This is a genomic window from Nocardia sp. NPDC047648, from assembly GCF_040642815.1.
GTDB lineage: Bacteria > Actinomycetota > Actinomycetes > Mycobacteriales > Mycobacteriaceae > Nocardia > Nocardia gamkensis.
Map to the genome: position 1 here is coordinate 26,258 of NZ_JBEYSX010000011.1, position 22,766 is coordinate 49,023.

19 protein-coding genes and 1 riboswitch are annotated in these 22,766 nt (G+C 71.1%); of the genes, 14 read left to right on the forward strand and 5 right to left on the reverse strand.

What is annotated here, in order from left to right:
- Positions 1 to 18: 18 nt before the first annotated feature.
- Positions 19 to 112: riboswitch (SAM riboswitch) on the reverse strand.
- Between the two features lie 385 nt (positions 113 to 497).
- Positions 498 to 1,205, forward strand: a complete 708-nt coding sequence (locus ABZ803_RS22510) for a hypothetical protein (protein WP_357041422.1) — start codon at positions 498 to 500, stop codon at positions 1,203 to 1,205.
- Positions 1,206 to 1,208: 3 nt separating this feature from the next.
- On the opposite strand, the gene ABZ803_RS22515 is transcribed toward ABZ803_RS22510, so the two are convergent.
- From ABZ803_RS22515 to ABZ803_RS22535, 5 genes are all read right to left on the reverse strand, one after another.
- Positions 1,209 to 2,399 (reverse strand): glycosyltransferase family A protein, encoded by a 1,191-nt coding sequence (locus ABZ803_RS22515; protein WP_357041425.1) that lies wholly within the window; start codon positions 2,397 to 2,399, stop codon positions 1,209 to 1,211.
- A gap of 35 nt (positions 2,400 to 2,434) precedes the next feature.
- The gene (locus tag ABZ803_RS22520) at positions 2,435 to 3,103 is read right to left on the reverse strand and encodes a DUF3153 domain-containing protein (protein WP_157114385.1); all 669 of its coding nucleotides are present in this window, start codon (positions 3,101 to 3,103) and stop codon (positions 2,435 to 2,437) included.
- 194 nt (positions 3,104 to 3,297) lie between these two features.
- Positions 3,298 to 4,167 (reverse strand): carotenoid biosynthesis protein, encoded by an 870-nt coding sequence (locus ABZ803_RS22525; protein ID WP_357041427.1) that lies wholly within the window; start codon positions 4,165 to 4,167, stop codon positions 3,298 to 3,300.
- Entirely contained in the window at positions 4,164 to 5,729 is a 1,566-nt protein-coding gene (locus ABZ803_RS22530) for an NAD(P)/FAD-dependent oxidoreductase (protein ID WP_357041430.1), read from the reverse strand. The genes ABZ803_RS22525 and ABZ803_RS22530 overlap by 4 nt, the downstream gene beginning before the upstream one ends.
- A gap of 7 nt (positions 5,730 to 5,736) precedes the next feature.
- Positions 5,737 to 6,348 carry a GNAT family N-acetyltransferase gene (locus ABZ803_RS22535; protein ID WP_062977533.1) on the reverse strand — a complete coding sequence of 204 codons (612 nt, stop codon included), beginning with the start codon at positions 6,346 to 6,348 and terminating at the stop codon, positions 5,737 to 5,739.
- 170 nt (positions 6,349 to 6,518) lie between these two features.
- Between ABZ803_RS22535 and ABZ803_RS22540 the strand changes: the two genes are divergently transcribed.
- From ABZ803_RS22540 to murC, 13 genes are all read left to right on the forward strand, one after another.
- Complete coding sequence (locus tag ABZ803_RS22540; protein WP_039797092.1) at positions 6,519 to 6,959, forward strand: SAV_6107 family HEPN domain-containing protein; 441 nt, start codon at positions 6,519 to 6,521, stop codon at positions 6,957 to 6,959.
- Between the two features lie 289 nt (positions 6,960 to 7,248).
- Positions 7,249 to 7,659, forward strand: a complete 411-nt coding sequence (locus ABZ803_RS22545; RefSeq protein WP_357041984.1) for a DUF3040 domain-containing protein — start codon at positions 7,249 to 7,251, stop codon at positions 7,657 to 7,659.
- 402 nt (positions 7,660 to 8,061) lie between these two features.
- Positions 8,062 to 8,493, forward strand: a complete 432-nt coding sequence (gene mraZ / locus ABZ803_RS22550; protein ID WP_039797118.1) for a division/cell wall cluster transcriptional repressor MraZ — start codon at positions 8,062 to 8,064, stop codon at positions 8,491 to 8,493.
- A gap of 186 nt (positions 8,494 to 8,679) precedes the next feature.
- Positions 8,680 to 9,654: a 16S rRNA (cytosine(1402)-N(4))-methyltransferase RsmH gene (gene rsmH / locus ABZ803_RS22555; protein ID WP_357041435.1), complete on the forward strand. Its 975-nt coding sequence runs from the start codon at positions 8,680 to 8,682 to the stop codon at positions 9,652 to 9,654.
- A 127-nt stretch (positions 9,655 to 9,781) separates the two neighbouring features.
- Positions 9,782 to 10,573 (forward strand): hypothetical protein, encoded by a 792-nt coding sequence (locus ABZ803_RS22560; protein ID WP_357041437.1) that lies wholly within the window; start codon positions 9,782 to 9,784, stop codon positions 10,571 to 10,573.
- Between the two features lie 131 nt (positions 10,574 to 10,704).
- Complete coding sequence (locus tag ABZ803_RS22565; protein WP_357041987.1) at positions 10,705 to 12,468, forward strand: penicillin-binding protein 2; 1,764 nt, start codon at positions 10,705 to 10,707, stop codon at positions 12,466 to 12,468.
- 305 nt (positions 12,469 to 12,773) lie between these two features.
- Entirely contained in the window at positions 12,774 to 14,357 is a 1,584-nt protein-coding gene (locus tag ABZ803_RS22570) for a UDP-N-acetylmuramoyl-L-alanyl-D-glutamate--2,6-diaminopimelate ligase (RefSeq protein WP_357041440.1), read from the forward strand.
- The gene (gene murF / locus ABZ803_RS22575) at positions 14,354 to 15,892 is read left to right on the forward strand and encodes a UDP-N-acetylmuramoyl-tripeptide--D-alanyl-D-alanine ligase (protein WP_357041443.1); all 1,539 of its coding nucleotides are present in this window, start codon (positions 14,354 to 14,356) and stop codon (positions 15,890 to 15,892) included. The genes ABZ803_RS22570 and murF overlap by 4 nt, the downstream gene beginning before the upstream one ends.
- Positions 15,889 to 16,965, forward strand: coding sequence for a phospho-N-acetylmuramoyl-pentapeptide-transferase (gene mraY, locus ABZ803_RS22580; RefSeq protein ID WP_062977371.1), 1,077 nt, complete (start codon positions 15,889 to 15,891; stop codon positions 16,963 to 16,965). Before murF ends, mraY begins: the two co-directional genes overlap by 4 nt.
- Before the next feature lie 47 nt (positions 16,966 to 17,012).
- Positions 17,013 to 18,470, forward strand: coding sequence for a UDP-N-acetylmuramoyl-L-alanine--D-glutamate ligase (murD, locus tag ABZ803_RS22585; RefSeq protein ID WP_357041990.1), 1,458 nt, complete (start codon positions 17,013 to 17,015; stop codon positions 18,468 to 18,470).
- A gap of 237 nt (positions 18,471 to 18,707) precedes the next feature.
- The gene (gene ftsW / locus ABZ803_RS22590) at positions 18,708 to 20,114 is read left to right on the forward strand and encodes a putative lipid II flippase FtsW (RefSeq protein WP_040865940.1); all 1,407 of its coding nucleotides are present in this window, start codon (positions 18,708 to 18,710) and stop codon (positions 20,112 to 20,114) included.
- On the forward strand, positions 20,111 to 21,217 hold the full coding sequence (gene murG, locus ABZ803_RS22595) for an undecaprenyldiphospho-muramoylpentapeptide beta-N-acetylglucosaminyltransferase (RefSeq protein ID WP_357041448.1): 1,107 nt from the start codon (positions 20,111 to 20,113) through the stop codon (positions 21,215 to 21,217). The genes ftsW and murG overlap by 4 nt, the downstream gene beginning before the upstream one ends.
- A complete protein-coding gene (gene murC / locus ABZ803_RS22600) occupies positions 21,214 to 22,737 on the forward strand; it encodes a UDP-N-acetylmuramate--L-alanine ligase (protein WP_357041451.1) in 1,524 nt (507 codons plus the stop codon). The genes murG and murC overlap by 4 nt, the downstream gene beginning before the upstream one ends.
- Positions 22,738 to 22,766: the final 29 nt, after the last annotated feature.

Sequence of the window (22,766 nt, forward strand, 5' to 3'; positions counted from 1 at the left end):
TCGATGATCACTTCGGTTCCTCCATCGGTCCCGGCGGAAGCACCCGCACCCGGTGGCCGGGGGGTTGCTGCGACGTCGACGAGCCAGGTCTCTCGGTCGCTCTGGATGGTTGGCGCCGACCCCCTGTCAACCGATGTCAGGGGCGAGCCGAATCATGATGCCCAGCAAGGGAAGGCTGGAACAAGAGAAGTAATCAGCGTGAGCGTAGACCTTGTCCACGCCAGTTGATCGGGTCTTTGTAGTAACCAGGCGTGCGCTGCTTCGCCGAGGGGCGGGGTGAACCTGTCGCGTCGTCGCGGACGGGCGTCCAGCGCCGGAAGACGGCGGCCCGATGCAGCATACGGGTATCGCCAAGGCTGGGGAACGCGGGTCGGCCACGCGGAAGCCTATTTCGGGCAAACGAGACTCGCCGCGAAATTGCTGTACGCAATCCGTGCTGTTGGAGCCGTTTGCCGGAGTACTGTGCCCCTCGATCGTTCCGCCGATGAGGAGGTTTCGTGATCATTTTGCGTCGTCTGACCCAATTGTCCGCTGTCGCGACCTGTTCGGTCGCCCTCGCGTTTGCCGGGCCGGGTGCCGCGTTCGCGGCTCCGGATGCCACGATTCCCGCGTTCTCCGATCTCTCCGCGCCGATCGCCGCCCCCGGTGACCTGTTCGGCGCCTATCAAACCGCGCTCGACGCGCTGCGCGCGCTCGGTATCCAGCCGTTCGCGTACCCGAGCGCGTCGGCGTTCTGCCTCGACAACACCACGGCCGGGCTGGCGCCCGCGGTGGCCGGAGCCATACCCGGGCCGTGGCCGAAGAACACCGTGCAGCTTCCCGGACTGGACCTCAGCGCCGTCAAGGCCGGGCAAGCCATGTTCACCTTCGTGCCCTACGGCCTCGGGCCGGACGGGGCGAACACCGCCGGAATGCAGGTGGCCTGGCTCAATCTGAGCAACGGACGCAGCGGAACGGCCGCCATGGGACCGCTGGCCGACATCGCCCGCGCGATGATCCCCGCTGCCGTACCCGCGGACCAGCGGCCGGTGGCCGAGCAGGCGATCCGGGACTTCCTCTTCGCGGCCCTCCCCATGGGCGGGGTGCGGGCGGTCCCGGTGGACACCGGCAAGGGCACCGTTCTCGCCGCGGTGTTCGGCACGGTGCAGAACGGCGCCAAGTCCTGCTTCTTCCTGCCGACGGTCGGAGTCACCGCGGTCCCGTGAGATTCAGCTGTCGCGGCGCGGCGCCGCCGCTGGGAGCGAACGCCCCTTCCAGTGCGCCGTGCCGCGACGGCGGGCCCGGTGCGAACGCGCCCACAGCAGCAGATACGCCGCCACCGACACCGGATGCGCGAAGGCGGCAGGCACGTCCGCGCGTCCCAGCGGGCCGCCGGTCTCGGTCGAGCGGGCCAGCAGGCGCCCGGCGACGGCGGCGAGCCAGCCGATCGCGCCCGTCCGGCGGACCGCCCCCCTGCCGAGCACGGCGGCCGCGGGCGGTACCCAATAGGCAAGGGCCGCAACGAGTCCCACCGCCGCTCCGCCTGTGATCGTGCCGTCGTAGGCCGACCAGAGCCAGCGGGTGTAGCCCGCGTCGAGGTCGGCGGCGCCGCGATACATCCTGGTGCGGGCCAGCTCTCCGGCGGCCACCAGAGCGGTGGCGTGACCGGCTCGCCGCAGCGTACGGGCGATGTCGAGGTCCTCGGTGACGCTCCCGGCCACGGCCGTGTGGCCGCCGACCGCGCGGTAGGCGGCGTTGTCGAACACGAGGAACTGGCCGCAGGCCACCGCCGTGGCGGGCCGCGGGCTCCGGTCGGCCACGACGATCGGCAGCGTGGAGGCCCACGACCAGCACAGCAGTGGCTGCACCACGGCTTCCGCCACGGAATCGGCCACTTGCAGGGGCCAGGGGGAGACCAGCGCGGCCGCGCGCGTGCGCAGCGCGCCGACCGCCGCGGCGAGCGCCGTGGGGGCCAGCCGCACGTCGGCGTCCAGGAAGATCAGCACCGGCGTCGACACCTCCTCCGCGAGCCGGACGCAGGCGGCGGCCTTTCCGGTCCAGCCGGCGACCGGATCGGACTCGGTGCGCAGCAGGGTGAAACGCGGGTCGTCACCGATCGCCGCCAGGGCGGCGGCGCCGGTGTCGTCGGTGGACGCGTCATCGAGGATGCGCACCGCGAGACGCGGTACACCCACCTGCGCGCGCAGGTCACCGATCAGGGCGGGCAGCCGGTCGGCCTCGTTGCGCGCGGGAACGCAGACGGTGACGGGTTCGATCACCGTCGTCGGGGCATTCGTCAACCTCGGTACGGTGATGCGGTTGTATAGCGCGATGCCCGCGCCGAGCGCCGCCACCGCGGTGGCGAAGGTCGGCAGGATCGAGTTCGCGCGCAACGTCTTCGGCAGGTCGGCACTCACCATGTGGGCCACGCTATCCCGGCGCACCGACCTGCCGCTCAGCGATTCTGCGTCACCGAGCGCCACCAGCGGCTCAGGGAGAAGCCGACTTCCGGCGCGCCGGGCGCGGCGGGGTTGCGGTCCATGTACGCCATCGCCGCGACGATGGCGGCCACCGCGAGCGTGATGCCGCCCGCGATGCCCGCCCAGCCCGCGAACGAGCGGGTGTTCGGGTCGGCGTAGCTGACCTCGGCCTGCGGCCTGGACACGTCGCCGGGCGGCAGTTTCCAGGAGACGACGTTGTCGCCCTCGCGGTTGCCGTTGGTCTTGGCGACGCGGGCCGGGAACGCGATGGTCAACTGCACGTCCGAGCCGTGCGGCGGCAGCGATTTCAGATCGACCCGCCCGCTCAGGCTGACCAGGTCGCCGGTGCGCTGGAACTGCAACTGGAACATGCCCTGGGTCTGCTCGGACAGCTGGCCGAGCTGCTGCACATCACCGAAGGACAGGTCCTCGAAGAACACCTGGCTGCCGGTGTAGCCGTCTTGGGCGTACGGCTCCACCCGCAATTTGGCCGCCAGCGTCTCGGGCGCCTTCAGCTGCGGGCCCTTGTCCCCGGCGTCGGCGGGCACGACGGCGGCGACGATCCGGCCGGACACCCGGTCGTTGGAGGAGACCCCCATCGAGACCTGCACCCGCAGGCAGCCCGCGAGCATCGGCACCAGCATCGCCGCGAGCAGGGCCACCGACGCGACACGCACGCCGCGGCGTGGGGCCCGCCGCTGCGGGAGGTCCGGGGCATCGGGCTTCGTGATGACGGGACTCGGCTGCACGGGTGACATCGTGCCAGGCCTGCCGCCCGGAATGAAACGCGCCAGTCGCAGCGCGCGTCGCTGCGCCGGGCGCGGGACGCGGCGGGGGGTCAGCGGCGCGCGCGAACCAGGGCGACCAGCAGGGGAACGCCCAGCAGACCCATACCCGCGAAGCCGTATCCCGCCGAGGAGGGAAGGTCGAGGAACACCGCGTGGGCCAGCGCCGACCCGAGCCAGGTCCACAGGAACAAGGCCACCGGAACGGTGAGCGCGATCGCGCGGCCGTGCGACCGCGACGTCCGCACCGGATCCGGCGCCGCCCGCTCCCAGACCGCGAGCACCGCGGCCATCAGAAGCGCCACGCCGAACCAGCCCAGGTAATTCGTCAGCGGAATCCAGTCGAGGCCGGGCAGTCCGGAATGGATGTCACACCAGGTCCACTGCCCGTCGGCCACCATCTGCGGATCGAGGAACAGGTCCCAGCCCACCGCGCCGACCGCCGTCCACCCGATCCGGGCGATCGTGCGCCGCGACAGCATCCCGGCCACCACCCACACCGGATACATCCCGCCGGTCCAGGCCAGCGGGACGATCAGCGGCACGTCGAGCAAGGCCGGTCCGAGCCGGTCGGTGGCGTACTCGTAGCAGCCGAACGGGATGCCGGTCGCGGTGCCGATCACCTCCGCCGTGAGCCCGATGCCGGAGACGATGGTCAGAAAGCCGACGGCATAGCGCAATCCCCTGGTCGCCGTCGCGTGCGCCAGCGCGGCGCCGGTGGACAGCAGGACGACCGCGACGGTGATGCGGTCGCGCCCACCGCCCGTGGTCAGCGGATACCCGATCTGCGCGACGATCGTCAGCGCCACGAGGACGAGGGGCAGCAGAAAGCTCGCCGAGCGATAGCCGGACGGCCGCCCCTGGGAGTGCTCGGTGGCGGTGGGTTCCACCGGGGCAGGCGGCGGGTCGCCCGAGTCCGTCATCGTCGAAGCCACCGGGTCAGCCCGCGCCGGTGCAGGTCGCGCAGTGCGAGGGCGGCGGCCGTGCGACCGCTCGCGCCGGAGACGCCGCCGCCGGGATGGGTGGACGCACCGGTCAGATACAGCCCCCGCGCGCCGGGCACCCGCTGCCCCGCCAGCTCGGGCAGCGGTCGCCACAGCATCATCTGGTCCAGCGACATCTCCACGTGCATGACGTTGCCGCCGACGAGCCCGAGTTCGCGCTCCAGATCCATCGGCGTCTGCACATGCCCGCGCAGCACCGTCCCCGCGAAACCGGGTGCGTAGGACTCCACTTCGGCGATGATCCGGTCGCCTTCCTGCCGCGCGAGATCGGACCAGTCGGCGCCGGAGGCGAGGCGGTACGGGTGCCACTGCGCCCACAGCGACAACTGATGCTCACCGGGCGGCGCGATGGTCGGGTCCAGCGCGCTGAAGCTCATCGCCAGGACGACCGGTCGCGGCGGCAGGTCCCCGGCCAGCGCCGCACCGTGCGCACGGCGCAACTGCGCGCGGTCGGAGACCAGAAATTGCAGGCCGTGGGCGGAATGCTCGATCGGGCTGCCGGGGTAGCGGGGCAGCGCCGACGTGGCAGCGCGCACCACCATCCCGATGCCGGGGCCGACGCGGATGCGCCTGCGCCAGTCGTCGAGCACCGCGCTGTCGAAGCCACCGTCGCGCAGCAGCTCCAGCGTCGTCAGCACATGGCAGCCCGCGATCACGATGTCCGCGCGCAGGTCTCGGCCCGCGGCGGTGCGCACCCGCCAGCGGTCGCCGTCGCGGCGCAGCGTGGACGCCGCGTCGCCCGCGGTCACCACCCCGCCGTCGGAGCGCAGCCGCGCCACCAGGGCTGTGGTCAGCGCTCCGCTGCCGCCGACCGCGCGCCCCGGCGGAAGGGTGTGCATGAGCGCGGCGAAGCCCACCATCGGCGCGGTGCCCGGCTCGGACATCGGCGGCCCGGACTGGGCGCCGAACCACGCCAGCGACGCCTTCAACCGTTCGTCCTCGAAGCAGGCGTCCAGCAGCGCGTCGCCGGATTGCAGGAATTCCCGCGACAGAGCGCTGCCGCCGTCCTTCGCGTCCAGTCCCCAGAACGACCGCACCAGCCGTCCCGGCGTCGGTCCACCGCCGAAGGCCCGCATCACCCGGGCGCTGCGCGGACCCCACGTCCGCACGAACCGGCGGTAGGCGTCCGCGTCCCGCGCTCCGCAAGCGGCCGCGATCGACGCGCAGGTCGCTTCCAGGTCGCGATGGAACACGATCGCGGGGCGGCCCGCGTGCGCGGGCGTGAAACCCCATGGGTCGCAGTCGATGTATCGCAGACCGAACCGGTCGAGTTCGAGTTCCTCGACGATGCCGGTGTGGCGGATCATGATGTGCGCCGACGAACCGCGATCGACCCGATGGCCGGGGAACCGCTCGACCGTCGACACCGCGCCGCCGAGGACCTCGTCGCGTTCGAGCACCTCCACCTCGTGGCCGGCGCGGGCGAGATAGCACGCGGCGACCAAGGCGTTGTGGCCCGAGCCGACGACGACCACCGTCACGTGACCCTCACAGCGGCAGCCGCCTGCCGAGGATCGCGAACGGGCGGTTGTCGCCCGCGAACACGAAATTCCGGACCACGTCGGTGAATCCCTGCCTGCGGTACAGCCGCCATGCGCGATTGTCCTCGCCGGTGACCTCGGGCGTCGACAGCAGCACGGCGCGTTCGGTGCGGTCGCGCAGCAGCCGTTCCAGCAGTGTGCCGCCGATGCCGCGACCCTGCGCGGCGGGATGCACATGCAGCTCGGTGAGCTCGAAGTAGTCCGACAGCAATTCGCGCGCGGAGTGTTCCGGCCAGCCCGAGCGCCGCATCCCGCTGTGCACCTGCTGGTGCCACCACTGATGGGCGGCGCCGCGATAGCCGTAGGCGATCGCCACGATCGGCGCGTGGCGCAGATCGATCCGGCCGGAGTCGTCGGGCAGCACCGCGGCGACCGCCTGCCAGCCGGGGCGGGTGGTGTGCTCGGTCCACATCGGCGCGCGATGGTTCTCGGTCCCGCGCGGATAGTCCATGGCGGCCACGTAGACCGCCAGCGCGTCGTGCAGCCGGGAGCGCAGAGCCGCCACCGAGAGATCGATGACGGCGGGTGCGGGAGTGTGATTGGGCTTGACGGCGGTCATGGCTCTCGTCGGTCGCGCGGACGCGGAAGTTTGTCGGTGGGCGTCTCTATATTGAAGCTCAATTCAAACGTTCGAATACCTGTTCGGTCCGGGTGGTGCTGGAAAGCGGTGGGGCACCCCGCCTCCAGTACGGGATACGGGCCAAGGTACGCGATGGTGGAGGGACGGCGATGTCTGGTCGAGTGGAACATCCGGGCCGGCCCGGCCGGGCCGGCAAATTGCTGGAGCGCGCGGACGGGTTGCTCATGCAGGCGGCGGGGGAGCGGGATCCGCGGGAGCGGTTCCGCACCGCCTACCTCGCCGCGCTGCGCGGCGCCGGCGCGGTGATCGCGCTCACGGGCGCCGACGCCGCCCCCCGGGCGCGCTCGCGCAACGCGTGGGTGCTGATGCAGCGCGCCGCGCCGGAATTCGTGATGTGGGCCGACTACTTCAGCGCCCGGTCGGAGATCCGGGCGGCACTGGAGGCGGGCCTGGACCGGAATGTCGACGAACACGAGGCGGACGAGTTCTCTTCGCGGGTGGCGGCATTCCTCCATGACGTGGAAGACCTCCTCGCGGCGTCGGCCCGGTTGCGGCCCGCCCCGGGAGTGACCGGCGGCATGACCGCTTGACTATCGGCCTGAGGACGGACTACGTCCGATTGCGCTCATAAGGCGTACCTTCGCCTTCGCTGCGGCCGTGCGCGTGCTGAGGACGGACTACGTCCGACTGCGCCCATAAGGCGTACCTTCGCCTTCGCTGCGGCCGTGCGCGTGCTGAGGACGGACTACGTCCGACTGCGCCCATAAGGTGGTCTGGCCCTGATCGAACTCGTATCATTGGTGACAGATGGCCGCCAAGGTCGGCTATCTGTCGCCTACCCGGAGGCGACAGCCACGTCCTAGTGCCGGGGGAGGTACCGTGCCACTCTCCGAGCACGAGCAGCGCATGCTCGAACAGATCGAGAGCGCTCTCTATGCTGAGGATCCCAAGTTCGCCTCATCCGTCCGCGGCGGACGGCTACGTTCGACCTCGAGTCGTCGCAGACTCCAGGCCGCGGCGTTGTTCGTCCTCGGCCTCTTTCTCCTCGTCGCGGGCATCGCCGCGCCCGTGAAGCCTGGCGGCTTCCCGATCATCAGCCTGATCGGTTTCATCGTGATGTTCGGCGCCGGTGTACTCCTGTTGCTCGGCACCTCGAAGAACATCGCCAAGAACGATCGGTCCGGCGGTCAAGCGCCCTCCGGTTCGGGCGGGCGGGGCCGGCAGCGGAAATCGGGCGGTTTCTCCGAGCGCATGGAGGATCGCTTCCGGCGGCGGTTCGAGCAGGAATAGCTCGCCCGTAGCCTGACAACTTCAGCAGAACCGGCGACGCCGCACCGCGATGGTGCGGCGTCGCCGGTTCGCGTGTGTGTCCGCTCGCCGCACGAATGATCTTCGAACCGGACTTCCCCCTTCCCCCACACCTCCCCACAAACTTCCCCCACCACGCCCCCTCGCAGGGGGCATCAGAGCGTTTGCTGGGTGTTTTCGGGCGTTTGTCCCGGGGGGCGGCGCGTGTCGGCAGAACTCGCGAAAGTTCTCCACGGCGGTGATAGCTGGGGTGACCTGGGCAATCGTCTGGGTCGGGAGCCAGATCACCGCCTGTTTCGATTGAAAGTGGGGGAAAGTGGGGTAATGTGGAGCGCGCAGTACTGAAGGGCCGACCATCGAGGTGATCGTTAGGGAGGTATCGAGTTGTTTCTCGGTACCTATACACCTCGCTTGGACGACAAAGGGCGACTCACGTTGCCTGCGAAGTTTCGAGACGATCTGGCGGGAGGGTTGATGGTCACGAAGGGGCAGGACCACAGCCTTGCCGTGTACCCGAAAGAGGAGTTCACCGCGCTCGCACGGCGTGCCGCGGCCGCGTCTCGAAGCAACCCGCAGGCCCGTGCGTTCGTCCGGGCACTCGCGGCCGGAACGGACGAGCAACGTCCGGACGCGCAGGGCCGGATCGTGTTGTCCGCCGACCATCGTCGCTACGCCAACCTGCAAAGGGATTGCGTGGTGATCGGTTCGGTCGACTTCCTGGAGATTTGGGACAAGCAGGCGTGGGAGTCCTACCTCGCCGAGCACGAGGAGGACTTTTCGCAAGCCAGAGACGAGTCGCTGGGCGGAATCTTCTAGCCGCGGGCGCACGAGTGCCACGCGGTCTCTGCCCGGACGCGGACCCTGACGTACTTCCCCGACGCCAGGTGCCGGAGTTCGGTCAGAGACCCCGGGGCATTCGTAATCCGTATCGAAAGCACTCTGTATCAAGGCGACCCGTGTGGCGGTGCGCGACGACGCGAGGCAGGACTCCGGGAGGTCGAGGTGAACCGTGAACAGCGCGGTCCCCGCCATGTTCCGGTTCTGCTCGAGCGAGCCGACGCGCTGCTCGGTCCGGCCTTGTCCGAGCCCGGCGCAGTCTACGTCGACGCGACGCTCGGTCTCGGCGGTCACGCCGAGCACTTCCTGAGCACCTACCCGGATATCCACCTGGTCGGTCTCGACCGCGACACCACCGCCTTGAAGCTGGCCGGTGAGCGGCTCGCGCCGTTCGCGGATCGAATCACGCTGGTGCACACCCGCTATGACGGTATCGCCGACGCACTGTCCGAGGCAGGCCTGTCGGCCACCGGTTCGGTCTCGGCGATCCTGATGGACCTCGGCGTCTCCTCGATGCAGCTGGACGAGGCCGATCGCGGCTTCGCCTATTCCGTGGACGCCCCGCTGGACATGCGGATGGACCCGACCAGCGGACTCACCGCCGCCGACGTGCTGAACACCTACAGCCACGGCGACTTGGCCCGGGTGCTGAAGACCTACGGTGAGGAACGCTTCGCAGGCCGGATCGCCTCCGAGGTGATCCGCCGCCGCCGGACCAAACCGTTCAGCACCAGCGCGGAGTTGGTGGAGCTGCTGTACGCCACGATCCCCGCCGCGACACGCCGCACCGGCGGGCATCCCGCCAAGCGCACCTTCCAGGCGCTGCGGGTGGAGGTCAACGGGGAACTCGACTCGTTGCGAGCCGCGCTGCCCGCCGCGCTCGCCGCGCTGCGCGTGGGCGGCCGCATCGTCGTCATGTCCTACCAGTCACTGGAGGACAAGGTGGTCAAGCACGAGTTCGTCGCGCACACCGCGTCGAGGACACCGGTGGACCTGCCGGTCGAGCTCCCCGGCATGGGACCGGAGTTCCGGATGCTGACCCGCGGAGCGGAGAAGGCGACCGAGCAGGAGATCGAAGACAACCCGCGGGCGGCGCCGGTACGCATGCGCGCCGCCGAGCGGATCCAGGAGGCGCGGTGATCGAGCAGTGCCCGGCGCCGCGTCGCGCCGGTCGGGTGCGGATGTCCCGCAGCGATGTCGGAGGCCGGATGAGACAGCGGCGCGCTGTGCTGGTCCGTCGTCCCGGGAGGACACAGGAGGGGAATCGATGAGCGTGCGGACGCGGACCGTCGAAGCGCCGAGCCGGGTCGCCCGGCGGGTTCAGGATGCCGAGCGGGTGAAATCCGGCGCGGCGCAGCGCGCCTACGCGAAGCGGCGCATGCGCGCCGAAACCGGTTCGGACACCACGTTTCTGCCCACCGTGCGGCGCTCGGCGATGGCCGCGCGCATCCCGTTCGTCACGGCCATCCTGGTTCTGCTCGGCTGCGGTCTCGCGCTCACCTTGCTGCTGACCACCCGTGCCGCCGAGGACAGCTATCAGCTCGGTGACGCGCGGGCGACGAATCGGCGGCTGGCCGACGAGCGCGCGGCGCTGCAGCGCGAGGTCGAGGTCGCCGATTCGGCCCCGGAACTGGCGCTGCGCGCGCGGGAGCTGGGGATGATCCCCGCCAAGGACCCGGCCCGCCTGTTGATCGGGCCGGACGGCTCGGTCACGGTGATCGGCAAGCCCACCCCGGCCCAGGGCACTCCGGTGCCGCCGCTGAACACCGGGCCTTCGGCGCGCTCGCCACAGGGGGAGCGGGTGGTTCCGGTCACCACCACGCCCGGTGCCCCGATGCCGGGCCGTCCGAACAGCGGGCCGCAGAACAACGCTCAGGTGAACGCGGCGCCCGCGCCGGCAGGCCCGGTCCCGACGTCGCCCGCGGCGGCCGTCCCGCCGCAACCCGAACCGCCCGCGGCGCCGCAGGCCGCTGCGCCCCAGCCGTCCGCGGAAGCGGCGTCGCCGCAGCCGGAAGCAGCGCCCGCGCCGGAACCGGCGCCCGACGGAGTGCCGCAGTGACGCATCCCAGGCCCGCGCCGCGTCGGCGACGTGGGCCTGCGGCGCCGCGCGGCGCGGGCAGGCAGCGGCCCTCGACCAAAGCTGTCCCGGACGGTCCGCTCCGGTTGCGTCTCGGCGTCGGCCGGGTGGTCATGCTCGTCGCGCTCGCGGTGGTCACGATGCAATTGCTGTGGGTGCAGAGCGTCGCCGCGCCCGGACTGTCCGCCCAGGCGGCCAGCCAGCGCACCACCCATCAGCCCGACCCGGCGATCCGCGGTCCGATCAACGACCGCAACGGCAAGGCGCTGGCCTTCACCGTCTCGGCCAAAGCCCTGCACTTCCGGCCGGTGGCCGTCCGCAAGGAGTTGGCGGACGCCAAGGCCAAAAACGACAAGGCGCCCGATCCGGACCAGCGGTTGCGCGACATCGCGCGCACCATCCACGAGAAGCTCGGCAAAGACGCGCCCGCGGAAGCGGACCTGCTCGCGAAGCTGAACAGCGACGAGCAATTCGTATTCCTCGCCCAGAACGTGGATCCCCGGATCGCGGACGAGATCACCGAGAAGTTCCCGCAAGTGGGCTCCGACCAGCAGAGCCCCCGGGTGTATCCCGGTGGGTCGCTGGCGGCGAACGTCGTCGGCGCCGTCGGCTGGGACGGCCACGGGCAGGTCGGGCTCGAGTCCTCGCTGGACTCGGCGCTGGCAGGCACGGACGGATCGCACACCTACGATCGCGGTTCCGACGGCGCGGTCATCCCCGGCAGCTGGCGTGACGAGCAGCCCGCGGTCAACGGGTCCGCCGTCGAACTCACCCTGGACTCGGATCTGCAGTATTACGTGCAGCAGCAGGTGCAGCAGGCCAAGGACGTGTCCGGCGCGGGTTCCGCTTCGGCCGTCGTCTTGGACGCCAAGACGGGGCAGGTCCTGGCGATGGCCAACGACAACACCTTCAACCCCGGCCTCGGCCCGCAGAAGTGGGCCAATGCCCAGCTGAGCAACCCGTCGGTGACGGACGTGTTCGAGCCGGGTTCGGTGAACAAGATCGTCACCGCCGCCGCGGCCATCGAATACGGCCTGACCGATCCGGACGAGGTGCATCAGGTGCCCGGCGCCATCCAGATGGCGGGCGTCACCGTGCACGACGCCTGGGCGCACGGCGTCGAGCCCTACACGACCACGGGCATTTTCGGCAGGTCCTCCAATGTGGGCACGCTGATGCTCGCGCAGCGCGTGGGCGAGGACCACTTCGCCGACATGGCGCATCGGTTCGGGCTCGGCCAGCGCACGGGCATCGGCCTGCCGGGCGAGAGCGCGGGCCTGATGCCCGACCGCGATCAGTGGTCCGGCGGCACCTTCGCGAATCTGCCGATCGGGCAGGGCCTTTCGATGACGACGCTGCAGATGGCCGGCATGTACCAGGCGATCGCCAACGACGGCGTCCGCATCCCGCCCCGGATCGTGCGCGCGAAGATCGCGCCGGACGGCACCCGGACCGAGGAGACCCAGCCGGACGGCGTGCGGGTGGTGAGCAAGCAGACCGCCGCCACGTTGCGGACGATGTTCCAGGCGGTGGTGCAGCGTGACCCGATGAACGCCAACCAGAACGGCACCGGATGGCCCGCGGCCATCACCGGCTACCAGGTGGCGGGCAAGACCGGGACCGCGCAGAAGGTGGACCGGAATTGCCGGTGCTACTCCACGTCGTCGTTCTGGATCACGTTCGCCGGCATGGTCCCCGCGGACAATCCGCGGTACGTGATCGGGCTCATGCTCGACGCGCCCGTCCGCAGTTCCGACGGCTCCGGCGGCGGTTCGGTCGCTCCGCTGTTCCACAACATCGCCTCCTGGGCGCTGCAGCGCGACCGTATTCCGCCGTCCGCGCAGCCGTCCAGGCAATTCGTCCTGCAGGCGGGGTGATCGAGCTTCCCGGCCCGAGGTGACCGGGGTGTGCGAGCGGTAGCGAAGACATCGGATCTGTGCGGAGGAAACAGCAGGTGAGTGCGGTGTTCGAGGAGCGAGGGCACGCGGCGGGCCGCCGGGCGCGCCGCGTCCTCACCCGGTGGCGTCCGGGCGCCGCGTGGTGCGGTCCGGACCGGGTGGGCGAACCCGTAGGGTGCGGTGGGCGACCTCCCCGGGTTTGCGATGGGGCGCATGGTCCCGCCGTGACCGGTCGCCGGTAACCTGACACGTCGATCACCGCCCCCGAAAGGAGCCTGGTTTCTGTGCAGTCCGGTCAACCGCGCGCATTGCGGCCAGAGCATTCGCCGTCAACGCCGCTGGCGTCGCTGGCCGCCGTCATCGGGGCCGCGACGAGCCCAGAATCGGCTGTACACGGCGTATCGGTCACCGGCATCGAGCAGCGCTCGGATGCGGTGCTCCCCGGTGACCTGTTCGCCGCGCTGCCCGGCGCCCGCGCGCACGGCGCGCGTTTCGCGCGGGACGCGGTCGCCCAGGGCGCGGTCGCGGTGCTGACCGACGCGGCGGGCGCTGAGCTGGCCGGGCCGCTCGGGGTGCCGGTGCTGGTGCGGGAGAACCCCAGGGCGGTACTCGGCGAGCTGTCGGCGACGATCTACCGCAATCCGTCCGAGCGGTTGCGCATCGTCGGGATCACCGGGACCTCGGGCAAGACCACCACCTCCTATCTGGTGGAGGCGGGTCTGGCCGCCGCGGGGCTGTCCACCGCGCTGATCGGCACCATCGAGACCAGGATCGGCGGCAGGCGGGTACCCAGCGCGCTGACCACCCCCGAGGCGCCGCAGTTGCACGCGATGTTCGCGCTGATGGTCGAGCAGGGCGTGGACGCGGTGGTGATGGAGGTGTCCAGCCACGCGCTGACGCTGGGCCGGGTGGACGGGGTGCGTTTCGCGGTGGGCGCGTTCACCAACCTGTCCCAGGACCACCTCGACTTCCACGCCGACTTCGAAGACTACTTCGCCGCCAAACGCAAGCTGTTCGAACCGGATTCGCCGGTCGCGGCGCGCACCGCCGTGGTCTGCGTGGACGACGAGTGGGGGCGACGGCTGGCCGCCGGTCTGGCGAACCCCGTCACCGTGTCGACCACCCGCACCGCCGCCTGGAGCGTCACCGGGGCGGTGTCGGCGCACGGCGGCGAACAAGACTTCACCGCGGCGGGTCCGCACGGGGAAATTCCCGTGCGTCTGCGGCTTCCCGGCCACTACAACGTCGCCAACGGCCTGCTCGCGGTGGCGGTGTGCGCCGCGGCGGGCGTCGAGCCGTCGGTCGCGGCGCCCGCGTTGGCGACCGTGGACGTGCCCGGCCGGATGCAGCGGGTGGAGCGCGGGCAGGACTTCCTGGCGATCGTCGACTACGCGCACAAGCCCGCGGCGCTGGAGTCCGTGATCGCCACGCTGCGCGGGCATCTCGCGGCGGATACCGCGGGACGGCTTGCGGTGGTGGTCGGCGCGGGCGGCGATCGAGACGCGGCGAAGCGGCCGCTGATGGGCGCCGCGGGCGCGCGTGGCGCCGACCTACTGATCGTCACCGACGACAACCCGCGCACCGAGGACCCGGCGGCCATCCGCGCCGCCGTGCGCTCGGGTGCGCTGGAGGTCCCGGCGGCCGAACGCGGCGAGGTGCGGGAGATCGGTGACCGGGCGGAAGCGATCGCGGCCGCGGTGGCATGGGCGCGCCCCGGTGACGCGGTGCTGATCGCGGGCAAGGGACATGAGGCAGGGCAGGAGATCCAGGGCGTGAAGCACCCGTTCGACGACCGCGATGTACTCGCGGCCGTCTTGGAAAGACGCAGTCCGCAAGGAAACCACGCGGAGGACTTGACGGTTTCATGATCGAGATGACACTGCGGGACATCGCGGACGTCGTCGGCGGCACGCTGCACGACGTCGCAGACCCGGAGGTGCGAGTGACCGGTGCGGTCGAATTCGATTCGCGTCGAATCGGTTCCGGTGATCTGTTCCTGGCGCTGCCGGGCGAGCGCTCCGACGGCCACGACTACGCGGAGGCGGCGATCGCCGCGGGCGCAGTGGCGGTGCTCGCGGCGCGGCCGGTGGGCGTGCCTGCCATCGTCGTCACACCCGCCCGCGGCGCCGTGCCGTCGAGTTCGGTTGCGCTCAGCCATGATTCGGATGGTTCCGGCGCCGCCGTGCTGACCGCCCTCGCCGCGCTGGCCCGCGCCAGCGTGTCGCGTCTGGCCGCCGAGGGCGGACTCACCGTCGTGGGCGTCACCGGCTCGTCCGGCAAGACCTCCACCAAGGACCTGCTGGCCGCCGTCCTGGCGCCGCTGGGCACGGTGGTGGCACCGCCGGGTTCGTTCAACAACGAACTCGGCCACCCGTGGACCGCGTTGCGCGCCGATGCGGGCACCCGTTTCCTGGTGCTCGAGCTGTCCGCGCGCGGGCCGGGGCACATCGCCGCGCTGGCCGAGGTGGCGCCACCGAGCATCGGGGTGGTGCTCAATGTCGGCACCGCGCATCTGGGTGAGTTCGGCAGCCGCGAGGCGATCGCGAAGACCAAGGGTGAGCTGGTCGAGGCGTTGCCGCCGACCGGGCTCGCCGTGCTCAACGCCGACGACCCACAGGTCGCCGCGATGGCCTCGCGAACGTCGGCGCGGGTGGTGACCGTCGGCCGGGCCGCGAACGCCGAGGTGCGGGCCACCGACATCCGGCTCGACGACCAGGCCAGGGCCGAGTTCACCGTGCACACGCCCGTGGGCAGCGCCCCGGTGCGCCTGGCCGTGCACGGCGAGCACCAAGTGGGAAACGCGCTGTCGGCGATCGCGGTCGCGCTGGAATGCGGCGCGGACCTCGACACCGTCACCGCGGCGCTGTCCGGTGCGCGCGCCGCGTCCGCCCGCCGGATGGACGTGCGGACCACCGCGGACGGGATCACGGTGGTCAACGACTCCTACAACGCCAATCCGGATTCGGTCCGCGCCGCGCTCAAAGCGCTGGTGAGCATGGCCCGCGCCGCTGACACGCCGCGGCGCAGCTGGGCGGTGCTCGGCGAGATGGCCGAGCTCGGCGAGGAATCCGTGATCGAGCACGATGCCATCGGACGGCTCGCGGTGCGGCTGGATGTCAGCCGGGTGGTCGTCGTCGGCACCGGAAGGCCCGCCCGCGCGCTGCACCAAGGCGCGGTGATGGAAGGGTCCTGGGGTGAGGAATCGATCCTCGTACCCGACATCGAGGCGGCGATCGCACTGCTGGACAAGGAAGTCGCCCCCGGCGACGTGGTGCTGGTCAAGGCATCGAAGTCGGGCGGCCTCTGGGAGGTCGCCGAGCATCTGACCGACCCGGACGCTGTGACCGCACGCGGCGGCGCGGCGAACAACGGGGCGGGACAGGACACGGAGGCAGCAGGATGAGACAGATTCTCTTCGCCGCGGCGATCGCGCTGACGGTCTCGATCCTGCTGACGCCGCTGCTCATCCGCTTGTTCGCCAAGCAGGGCTTCGGGCAGGAGATCCGGGTCGACGGTCCCGCCAGCCACCAGGCCAAGCGCGGCACCCCGACGATGGGCGGCGTCGCCATCCTGGTCGGCATGTGGGCCGGTTACCTCGGCTCCCACCTGATCGGCATCGGCTACGACGCCGATGGGCCGTCGGCGTCGGCGCTGCTGGTGCTCGGCCTGGCCACGGCGCTCGGCGCGGTGGGCTTCGTCGACGACTTCATCAAGATCCGCAAGCAACGCAACCTGGGTCTGACCGCGGCGGGCAAGTATCTCGGCCAGCTGTCCGCGGCCGTGATCTTCGGCATTCTCGCCTTGCAGTTCCGCGGCGGGAGCGGGCTGACCCCAGCCAGCAGGCACCTGTCCTACGTGCGCGACATCAGCACGGTGACCATGGGCGTGGTCGTGTTCCTGGTCTTCGTCTGCTTCGTGGTCGTCGCCTGGTCGAACGCGGTGAACCTCACCGACGGACTCGACGGGCTGGCCGCCGGCTCGATGAGCCTGGTGCTGGGCGGGTACGTGATCATCACGTTCTGGCAGTACTACCACGCCTGCGAGACCAAGCCCGAGACCGGCTGCTACAACGTGCGCGATCCGCTGGACCTCGCCCTGGTCTGCGCCGCGGGCGCGGCGGCGTGCGTCGGCTTCCTGTGGTGGAACGCCGCCCCCGCCAAGATCTTCATGGGCGACACCGGTTCGCTCGCGCTCGGCGGCCTGCTTGCGGGCTTGTCCATCACCACCCGCACCGAGCTGCTCATGATCGTGATCGGCGCGCTGTTCGTCGCCGAGACCGCCTCGGTGGTGTTGCAGGTCGCGGTCTTCCGCACGACGCGCAACCGGTTGTTCAAGATGGCGCCGTTCCACCATCACTTCGAACTCAGCAAATGGGCCGAGACGACGGTGATCATCAGGTTCTGGCTCCTGGCCGCGATGGCCTCCGCCGTCGGGCTCGGGCTGTTCTACAGCGAATACCTCTCCGCGGTCGGGTGAACGAGATGGTCGAACATTCTCCGCGGGCCCTGCGCTCACCCGGGCCCATGCTGGAATTCCTACGCGGCCGTGACGTCCTGGTCGCGGGCTGGGGAGTCTCGGGACGCTCGCTGGTCGAACCGTTGCGCGACATCGGCGCGCGCCCGGTGGTCACCGACGGCGGTGCCGCCGCCTTGGCCGAGGCGGCCGGGCTCGGGCTGGACGTGGCCACCGCCGCGGAGCTGGAGAACACCGACTGGAGCCGGTTCGCGCTGGTGATCACCAGCCCGGGCTGGCGGCCGGACTCGCCGGTGCTGGCCTCCGCCGTGTCCGAGGGCACGCCGGTGTGGGGTGACGTGGAGTTCGCCTGGTGGGTCGATCAGGCCAGAATCTACGGCCCGGTGCGCAAATGGCTGGTCGTCACCGGCACCAACGGCAAGACCACCACGACCCAGATGACCCATTCCATCCTGCGCGCCGCCGGTATCGCCAGCGTCGCCTGCGGCAACATCGGCCTTCCCATCCTGGACGCGTTGCGGCGCAACCCCGGTCCGCAGGTGCTCGCGGTCGAGCTTTCGTCGTTCCAGCTGCACTGGGCGCCGTCGGTGCGCCCGGAGGCGGGCGTGGTGCTCAACGTGGCCGAGGATCACCTGGATTGGCACGGCGGCCTGGACGCCTACGCCGCCGCCAAGGCCAGGGCGCTGGTCGGCCGGGTCGGTGTGGTCGGCCTGGACGATCCGGTCGCGGCCTCGCTCGCTCGCAAGTCCAAGGCGCGCCGGACCGTTGGTTTCCGGGTCGGGGTGCCCGCCGACGGCGAACTGGGCGTGGTGGACGGCAAGCTGCTCGACCGCGCGTTCACCAAGGCCGCGATCCTGGCCGAGGTGGGCGACATCAGCCCGCCCGGTCCCGCCGGCGTCGCCGACGCACTCGCCGCCTCCGCGCTGACCAGGGCGATCGACATCGCGCCGCAGTTCGTCCGGGAAGGCTTGATCGAGCACAAGGTCGGCCCGCACCGTGCCGCGTTCGTGCGCGAGCTGGCCGGCGTCGAGTTCGTCGACGACTCGAAGGCCACCAATCCGCATGCCGCGCGCTGCTCGATCCTGGCGCATCCGCAGGTGGTCTGGGTGGCAGGCGGCCAGCTGAAGGGCGCGCACGTCGAGGACCTCGTCGAGGAGGTCGCCGACCGCCTGGTCGCGGCCGTGCTGATCGGCACCGACGCGCCGGTGATCGCGGCCGCGTTGGCGCGACACGCGCCCGAGGTCCCGGTGGTCGAGCTGATCGCGGGAGACGATGCAGGGATGGGTGACGAAGCGTCGAGAACCGCCGCGGCCGACGCCGTCATGGCGCGCGCGGTGCGAGCGGCCGCCGGGTTCGCCCGCCGCGGCGACACCGTGCTGCTGGCTCCGGCCGCCGCGTCGCTGGACATGTTCGCCGATTACACCCACCGGGGTCGCAGCTTCGCCGCGGCGGTGCACACCCTGGAAGAACGTGACCTGGGAACCACCGACATCGGAGGTTTGCGGTGACCGCCGACCGGGGCGGGTGTGATCCGGACGCCCACTCCGGTCGGTCGAACCACCGTCGCGGACCAGCGGGGCCACCGCAGCATCGCTTTCGGCGCCTGAATATCCCGACGCCGCTCCGGTTACGACCGAGGGTGAACCGGGGGGCGCATGGTGCGTAAAGGTAACGGCACGCGGTCGACAGCGAAAGCGGGTACCCAGAAGACAGGCGCGCAGCCACAGCGGAGCCGGGCATCGGGTATGGGGCCGGCGGCGTGGCTGGCACGTCCCCTCGCGTCGTTTCACCTCGTCGTTACCATCGCGACGCTGCTGACCGCCCTGGGACTCGTCATGGTCCTGTCGGCGTCCGGAGTCGTGGAATACGCGGAAGGCGGGTCGGCGTACTCGCTGTTCATCCAGCAGACCCTGTTCGCGGCGATCGGCGCCGTCCTGTTCTATCTGGCCCTGCGGGTTCCGCTGCGCCTGTTACGCCAAGCGTCGTTCCCGCTGTTCGCGATGTCGGTGCTGGCGCTGGTGCTCGTTCTCGTCCCCGGTATCGGCACCCGCGTGCAGGGCGCCCGCCGGTGGCTGATCCTCGGCCCGGTCTCGGTGCAGCCGTCCGAAGTCGTGAAGGTGACGCTGATCGTCTGGGGCGCTCACCTGCTGGTCTCCCGGCGCGCGATCGGTTCGGGCCTGCGCGACATCCTGGTACCGCTCGTCCCGGCGGGTGTGCTGGTGTGCCTGCTGATCGTGGTCCAGCCGAACCTCAGCACCACAGTCGCGGTCGGGATCATCCTCGGCGCCCTGCTGTGGTTCGGCGGCCTACCGGTCCGGTTGTTCGTGACGATCGCGGTCTCCGGCGTCGTGGCCGCGGGCGTGCTCGCGATGTCCGCCGGATACCGGTCGAATCGGGTCCGGTCCTTCTTCAATCCGGGTTCCGATCCGCAAGGCGACAATTACCAAGCCCGGCAAGCGCTGTATTCCCTGGCCGACGGGGGGATCTGGGGCAGAGGACTTGGGCAGAGCCGGGCCAAGTGGAGCTACTTGCCGAACGCGCACAACGACTTCATCTTCGCGATCATCGGCGAGGAACTGGGCTTCCTCGGCTGCGCGCTGGTGCTCGGACTGTTCGCCTTGTTCGTCTACACCGGCCTGCGCATCGCCAGCCGGTCGGCGGATCCGTTCCTGCAACTGCTGACCGCCGCCGCCACGACGTGGATCGCCGGGCAAGCCATGATCAATATCGGGTACGTGGTGGGACTGCTGCCGGTCACCGGACTGCAGCTGCCGCTGGTGTCGGCCGGTGGCTCATCGCTCGCGATCACCTTGCTCATGTTCGGGCTCATCGCCAACGCCGCTCGACACGAGCCGGAGGCCGTCGCGGCGCTGCACGCCGGACAGGACGGTCGTTTCAGTAGGCTGTTGCGGTTGCCCAAACCCGAGGTGTACGCACCGGCCCGGGCGAGTTCGGCCCGCCGCGGCCGGGCGCCCAGGCAGGCCGACCGCGGACCGTCCGCGCTTCCGCGAGGGCGGGGCGGGCGGTACAGCGCGGAACCGCCGCGGCGCCGCTCGCCGGAGAGCCGCGGCACCAGCTCGGCGCGCGCCACCAGGGCTTGGGAACCCAGTTATCCGGTCAATCACGCAAGAGAACGGGGAAGATCTAGGTGATCTCGGTAATCGTCGCGGGCGGCGGCACGGCGGGCCACATCGAACCGGCACTGGCGGTGGCGGACGCGTTGCGGCGGCTCGACGATTCGATCCGGGTGACGGCACTGGGCACCGAACGCGGGCTGGAGACCCGCTTGGTCCCCGAACGCGGCTATCCGCTCGAGCTCATCCCTCCGGTCCCGCTGCCGCGTAAACCCACCGCCGATCTGCTGCGGTTGCCCGGCCGGGTACGCGCCTCGGTGGCCGCGACCCGGGCGGTCATCGACGCGGTCGAGGCCGACGTGATCATCGGATTCGGCGGCTACGTGGCGCTGCCGGCCTATCTCGCCGCGGGCGCGGGCGTGCTGCGCCGCAGGCGGCCGGTTCCGGTGGTGGTGCACGAGGCGAACGCCAAGGCCGGTATCGCGAACAAGGTCGGCGCCCGCCGCGCCGCGCGGGTGCTGGCGGCGGTCCCGGACTCGGGTCTGCCGAACGCGCGCGTGGTGGGCATCCCCGTGCGGGAATCGATCACCGGATTGGACCGCGCCGCATTGCGAGCCGAGGCGCGGGCGCACTTCGGCCTGCCGGCCGAAGGACCGGTGCTGCTGGTCTTCGGCGGTTCGCAGGGCGCGCGAACCCTGAACGAGGCGGTCTCCGGCGCCGCGCCCCAGCTCGCCGCCGCGGGTATCTCGGTGCTGCACGCGCACGGCCCCAAGAACACGCTGGAAGTGGACGATTCGGCCGGTGCGGACGGTGTCCGGTACGCGGCGGTGCCGTACCTGTCCCGGATGGACCTCGCCTACGCCGCCGCCGACGCGGTGGTCTGCCGATCGGGCGCGATGACCGTCGCGGAGGTCTCCGCGGTGGGGCTGCCCGCGTTCTACGTGCCGCTGCCGCATGGCAACGGGGAGCAGGAGCTCAACGCCCGGCCCGTGGTGCGCCAGGGCGGTGGCAGAATTGTCCCCGATTCCGAGTTGACGCCGAAGTACGTGATCGATGAGGTGATTCCGCTGCTCATGGACCCCGCACGGCTGATCGAGATGGGCCGTGCCGCCGCAGGCGCCGGGCACCGCGACGCCGCCGACGAGGTGGCGCGGATCGCGATGGAGGTGGCGCGCCGATGAGCGACACCACCGCCGATCAGGCCACGCCGGACGCCGTCACCGAACGCGCAGGGCTGCCCCCGGAACTGGAACGCGTGCACATGGTCGGCATCGGCGGGGCCGGGATGTCCGGCATCGCACGGATCCTGCTCGCCCGCGGCGGCGCGGTGTCGGGATCGGACGCCAAGGAGAGCCGTGGCGTGCTCGCGCTGCGCGCGCGCGGCGCGCAGGTGCGGATCGGGCACGACGCCACCGCCTTGGACCTGCTACCCGGCGGCCCGACCGCCGTGGTCACCACGTACGCGGCCATCCCGAAGACCAATCCGGAACTGGTCGAGGCCAACCGGCGCGAGATCCCGGTGCTGCTGCGCCCCACCGTGCTGGCCTCGCTGATGCGAGGGCATCGCACCCTGCTCGTCTCCGGCACGCACGGCAAGACCTCCACCACCTCGATGCTCATCGTGTCGTTGCAGCACTGCGGGGTCGATCCGTCGTTCGCGGTGGGCGGTGAGCTGAACGAGGCGGGCACCAACGCCCACCACGGCACCGGCGACATCTTCGTGGCCGAGGCCGACGAGAGCGACGGCTCGCTGCTGCAATACGACCCGGACGTCGCCGTGGTCACCAACATCGAGTCCGATCACCTGGACTTCTTCGGCTCCGACGAGGCCTATGTCCAGGTCTTCGACGACTTCGCCGACCGGCTCGCCGCGGGCGGCCTGCTGGTGGTGTGCCTGGACGATCCCGGCTCGCGGGCGCTGGCCGAGCGGGTCGGCGAGCGCTTGGCCGAGCGGAACGTCCAGGTCCTCGGCTACGGCTCCGGCGACCTCGTGGACGCGCCGGTTCCGGTGGGCGCCCGGCTGCACAGCTGGGAGCCGCGCGACGTCGGCGGCATCGCGCAGTTCCAGCTCGCCGACGAGGCCGCGCCGCGCGCGCTGCGCCTGGCGGTGCCGGGCAGGCACATGGCGCTCAACGCGCTCGGCGCCCTGCTCGCCGCCCGGGCCGCCGGCGCCGAGGTGGGGGAGATCGTCCAGGGCCTGGAGGGGTTCGGGGGTGTGCATCGCCGGTTCCAGTTCGCCGGGCGGGAGAACGGCGTGCGGGTGTTCGACGACTACGCCCATCACCCCACCGAGGTGCGCGCGGTGCTCGGCGCCGCCGCCGAACTGGTCCAGCAGGAGGCGCGCGACGGCGCCCGGTCCAGGCAGGGCCGGGTGATCGTGGTCTTCCAGCCGCATCTCTACAGCCGGACCGCGACCTTCGCGCAGGACTTCGGTGCCGCGCTCAGCCTGGCCGACGAGGTCGTCGTGCTCGACGTCTACGGCGCGCGGGAGAAGCCGCTGCCCGGCGTGAACGGTGCGCTGGTCGCGCAGTCGGTGACGAAACCGGTGCACTACCAGCCGGATATGTCCCGGGTCGGGCGCCAGGTCGCGGGGCTGGCGTTGCCGGGCGACGTGGTGATCACGATGGGCGCCGGTGACGTCACGATGCTGGGCAGCCAGATTCTCGACGGATTACGGGCGCGTCCCCAGCACGGACGGTGACCCGGCGTGCGCGGGGTCGACTCGGCGCG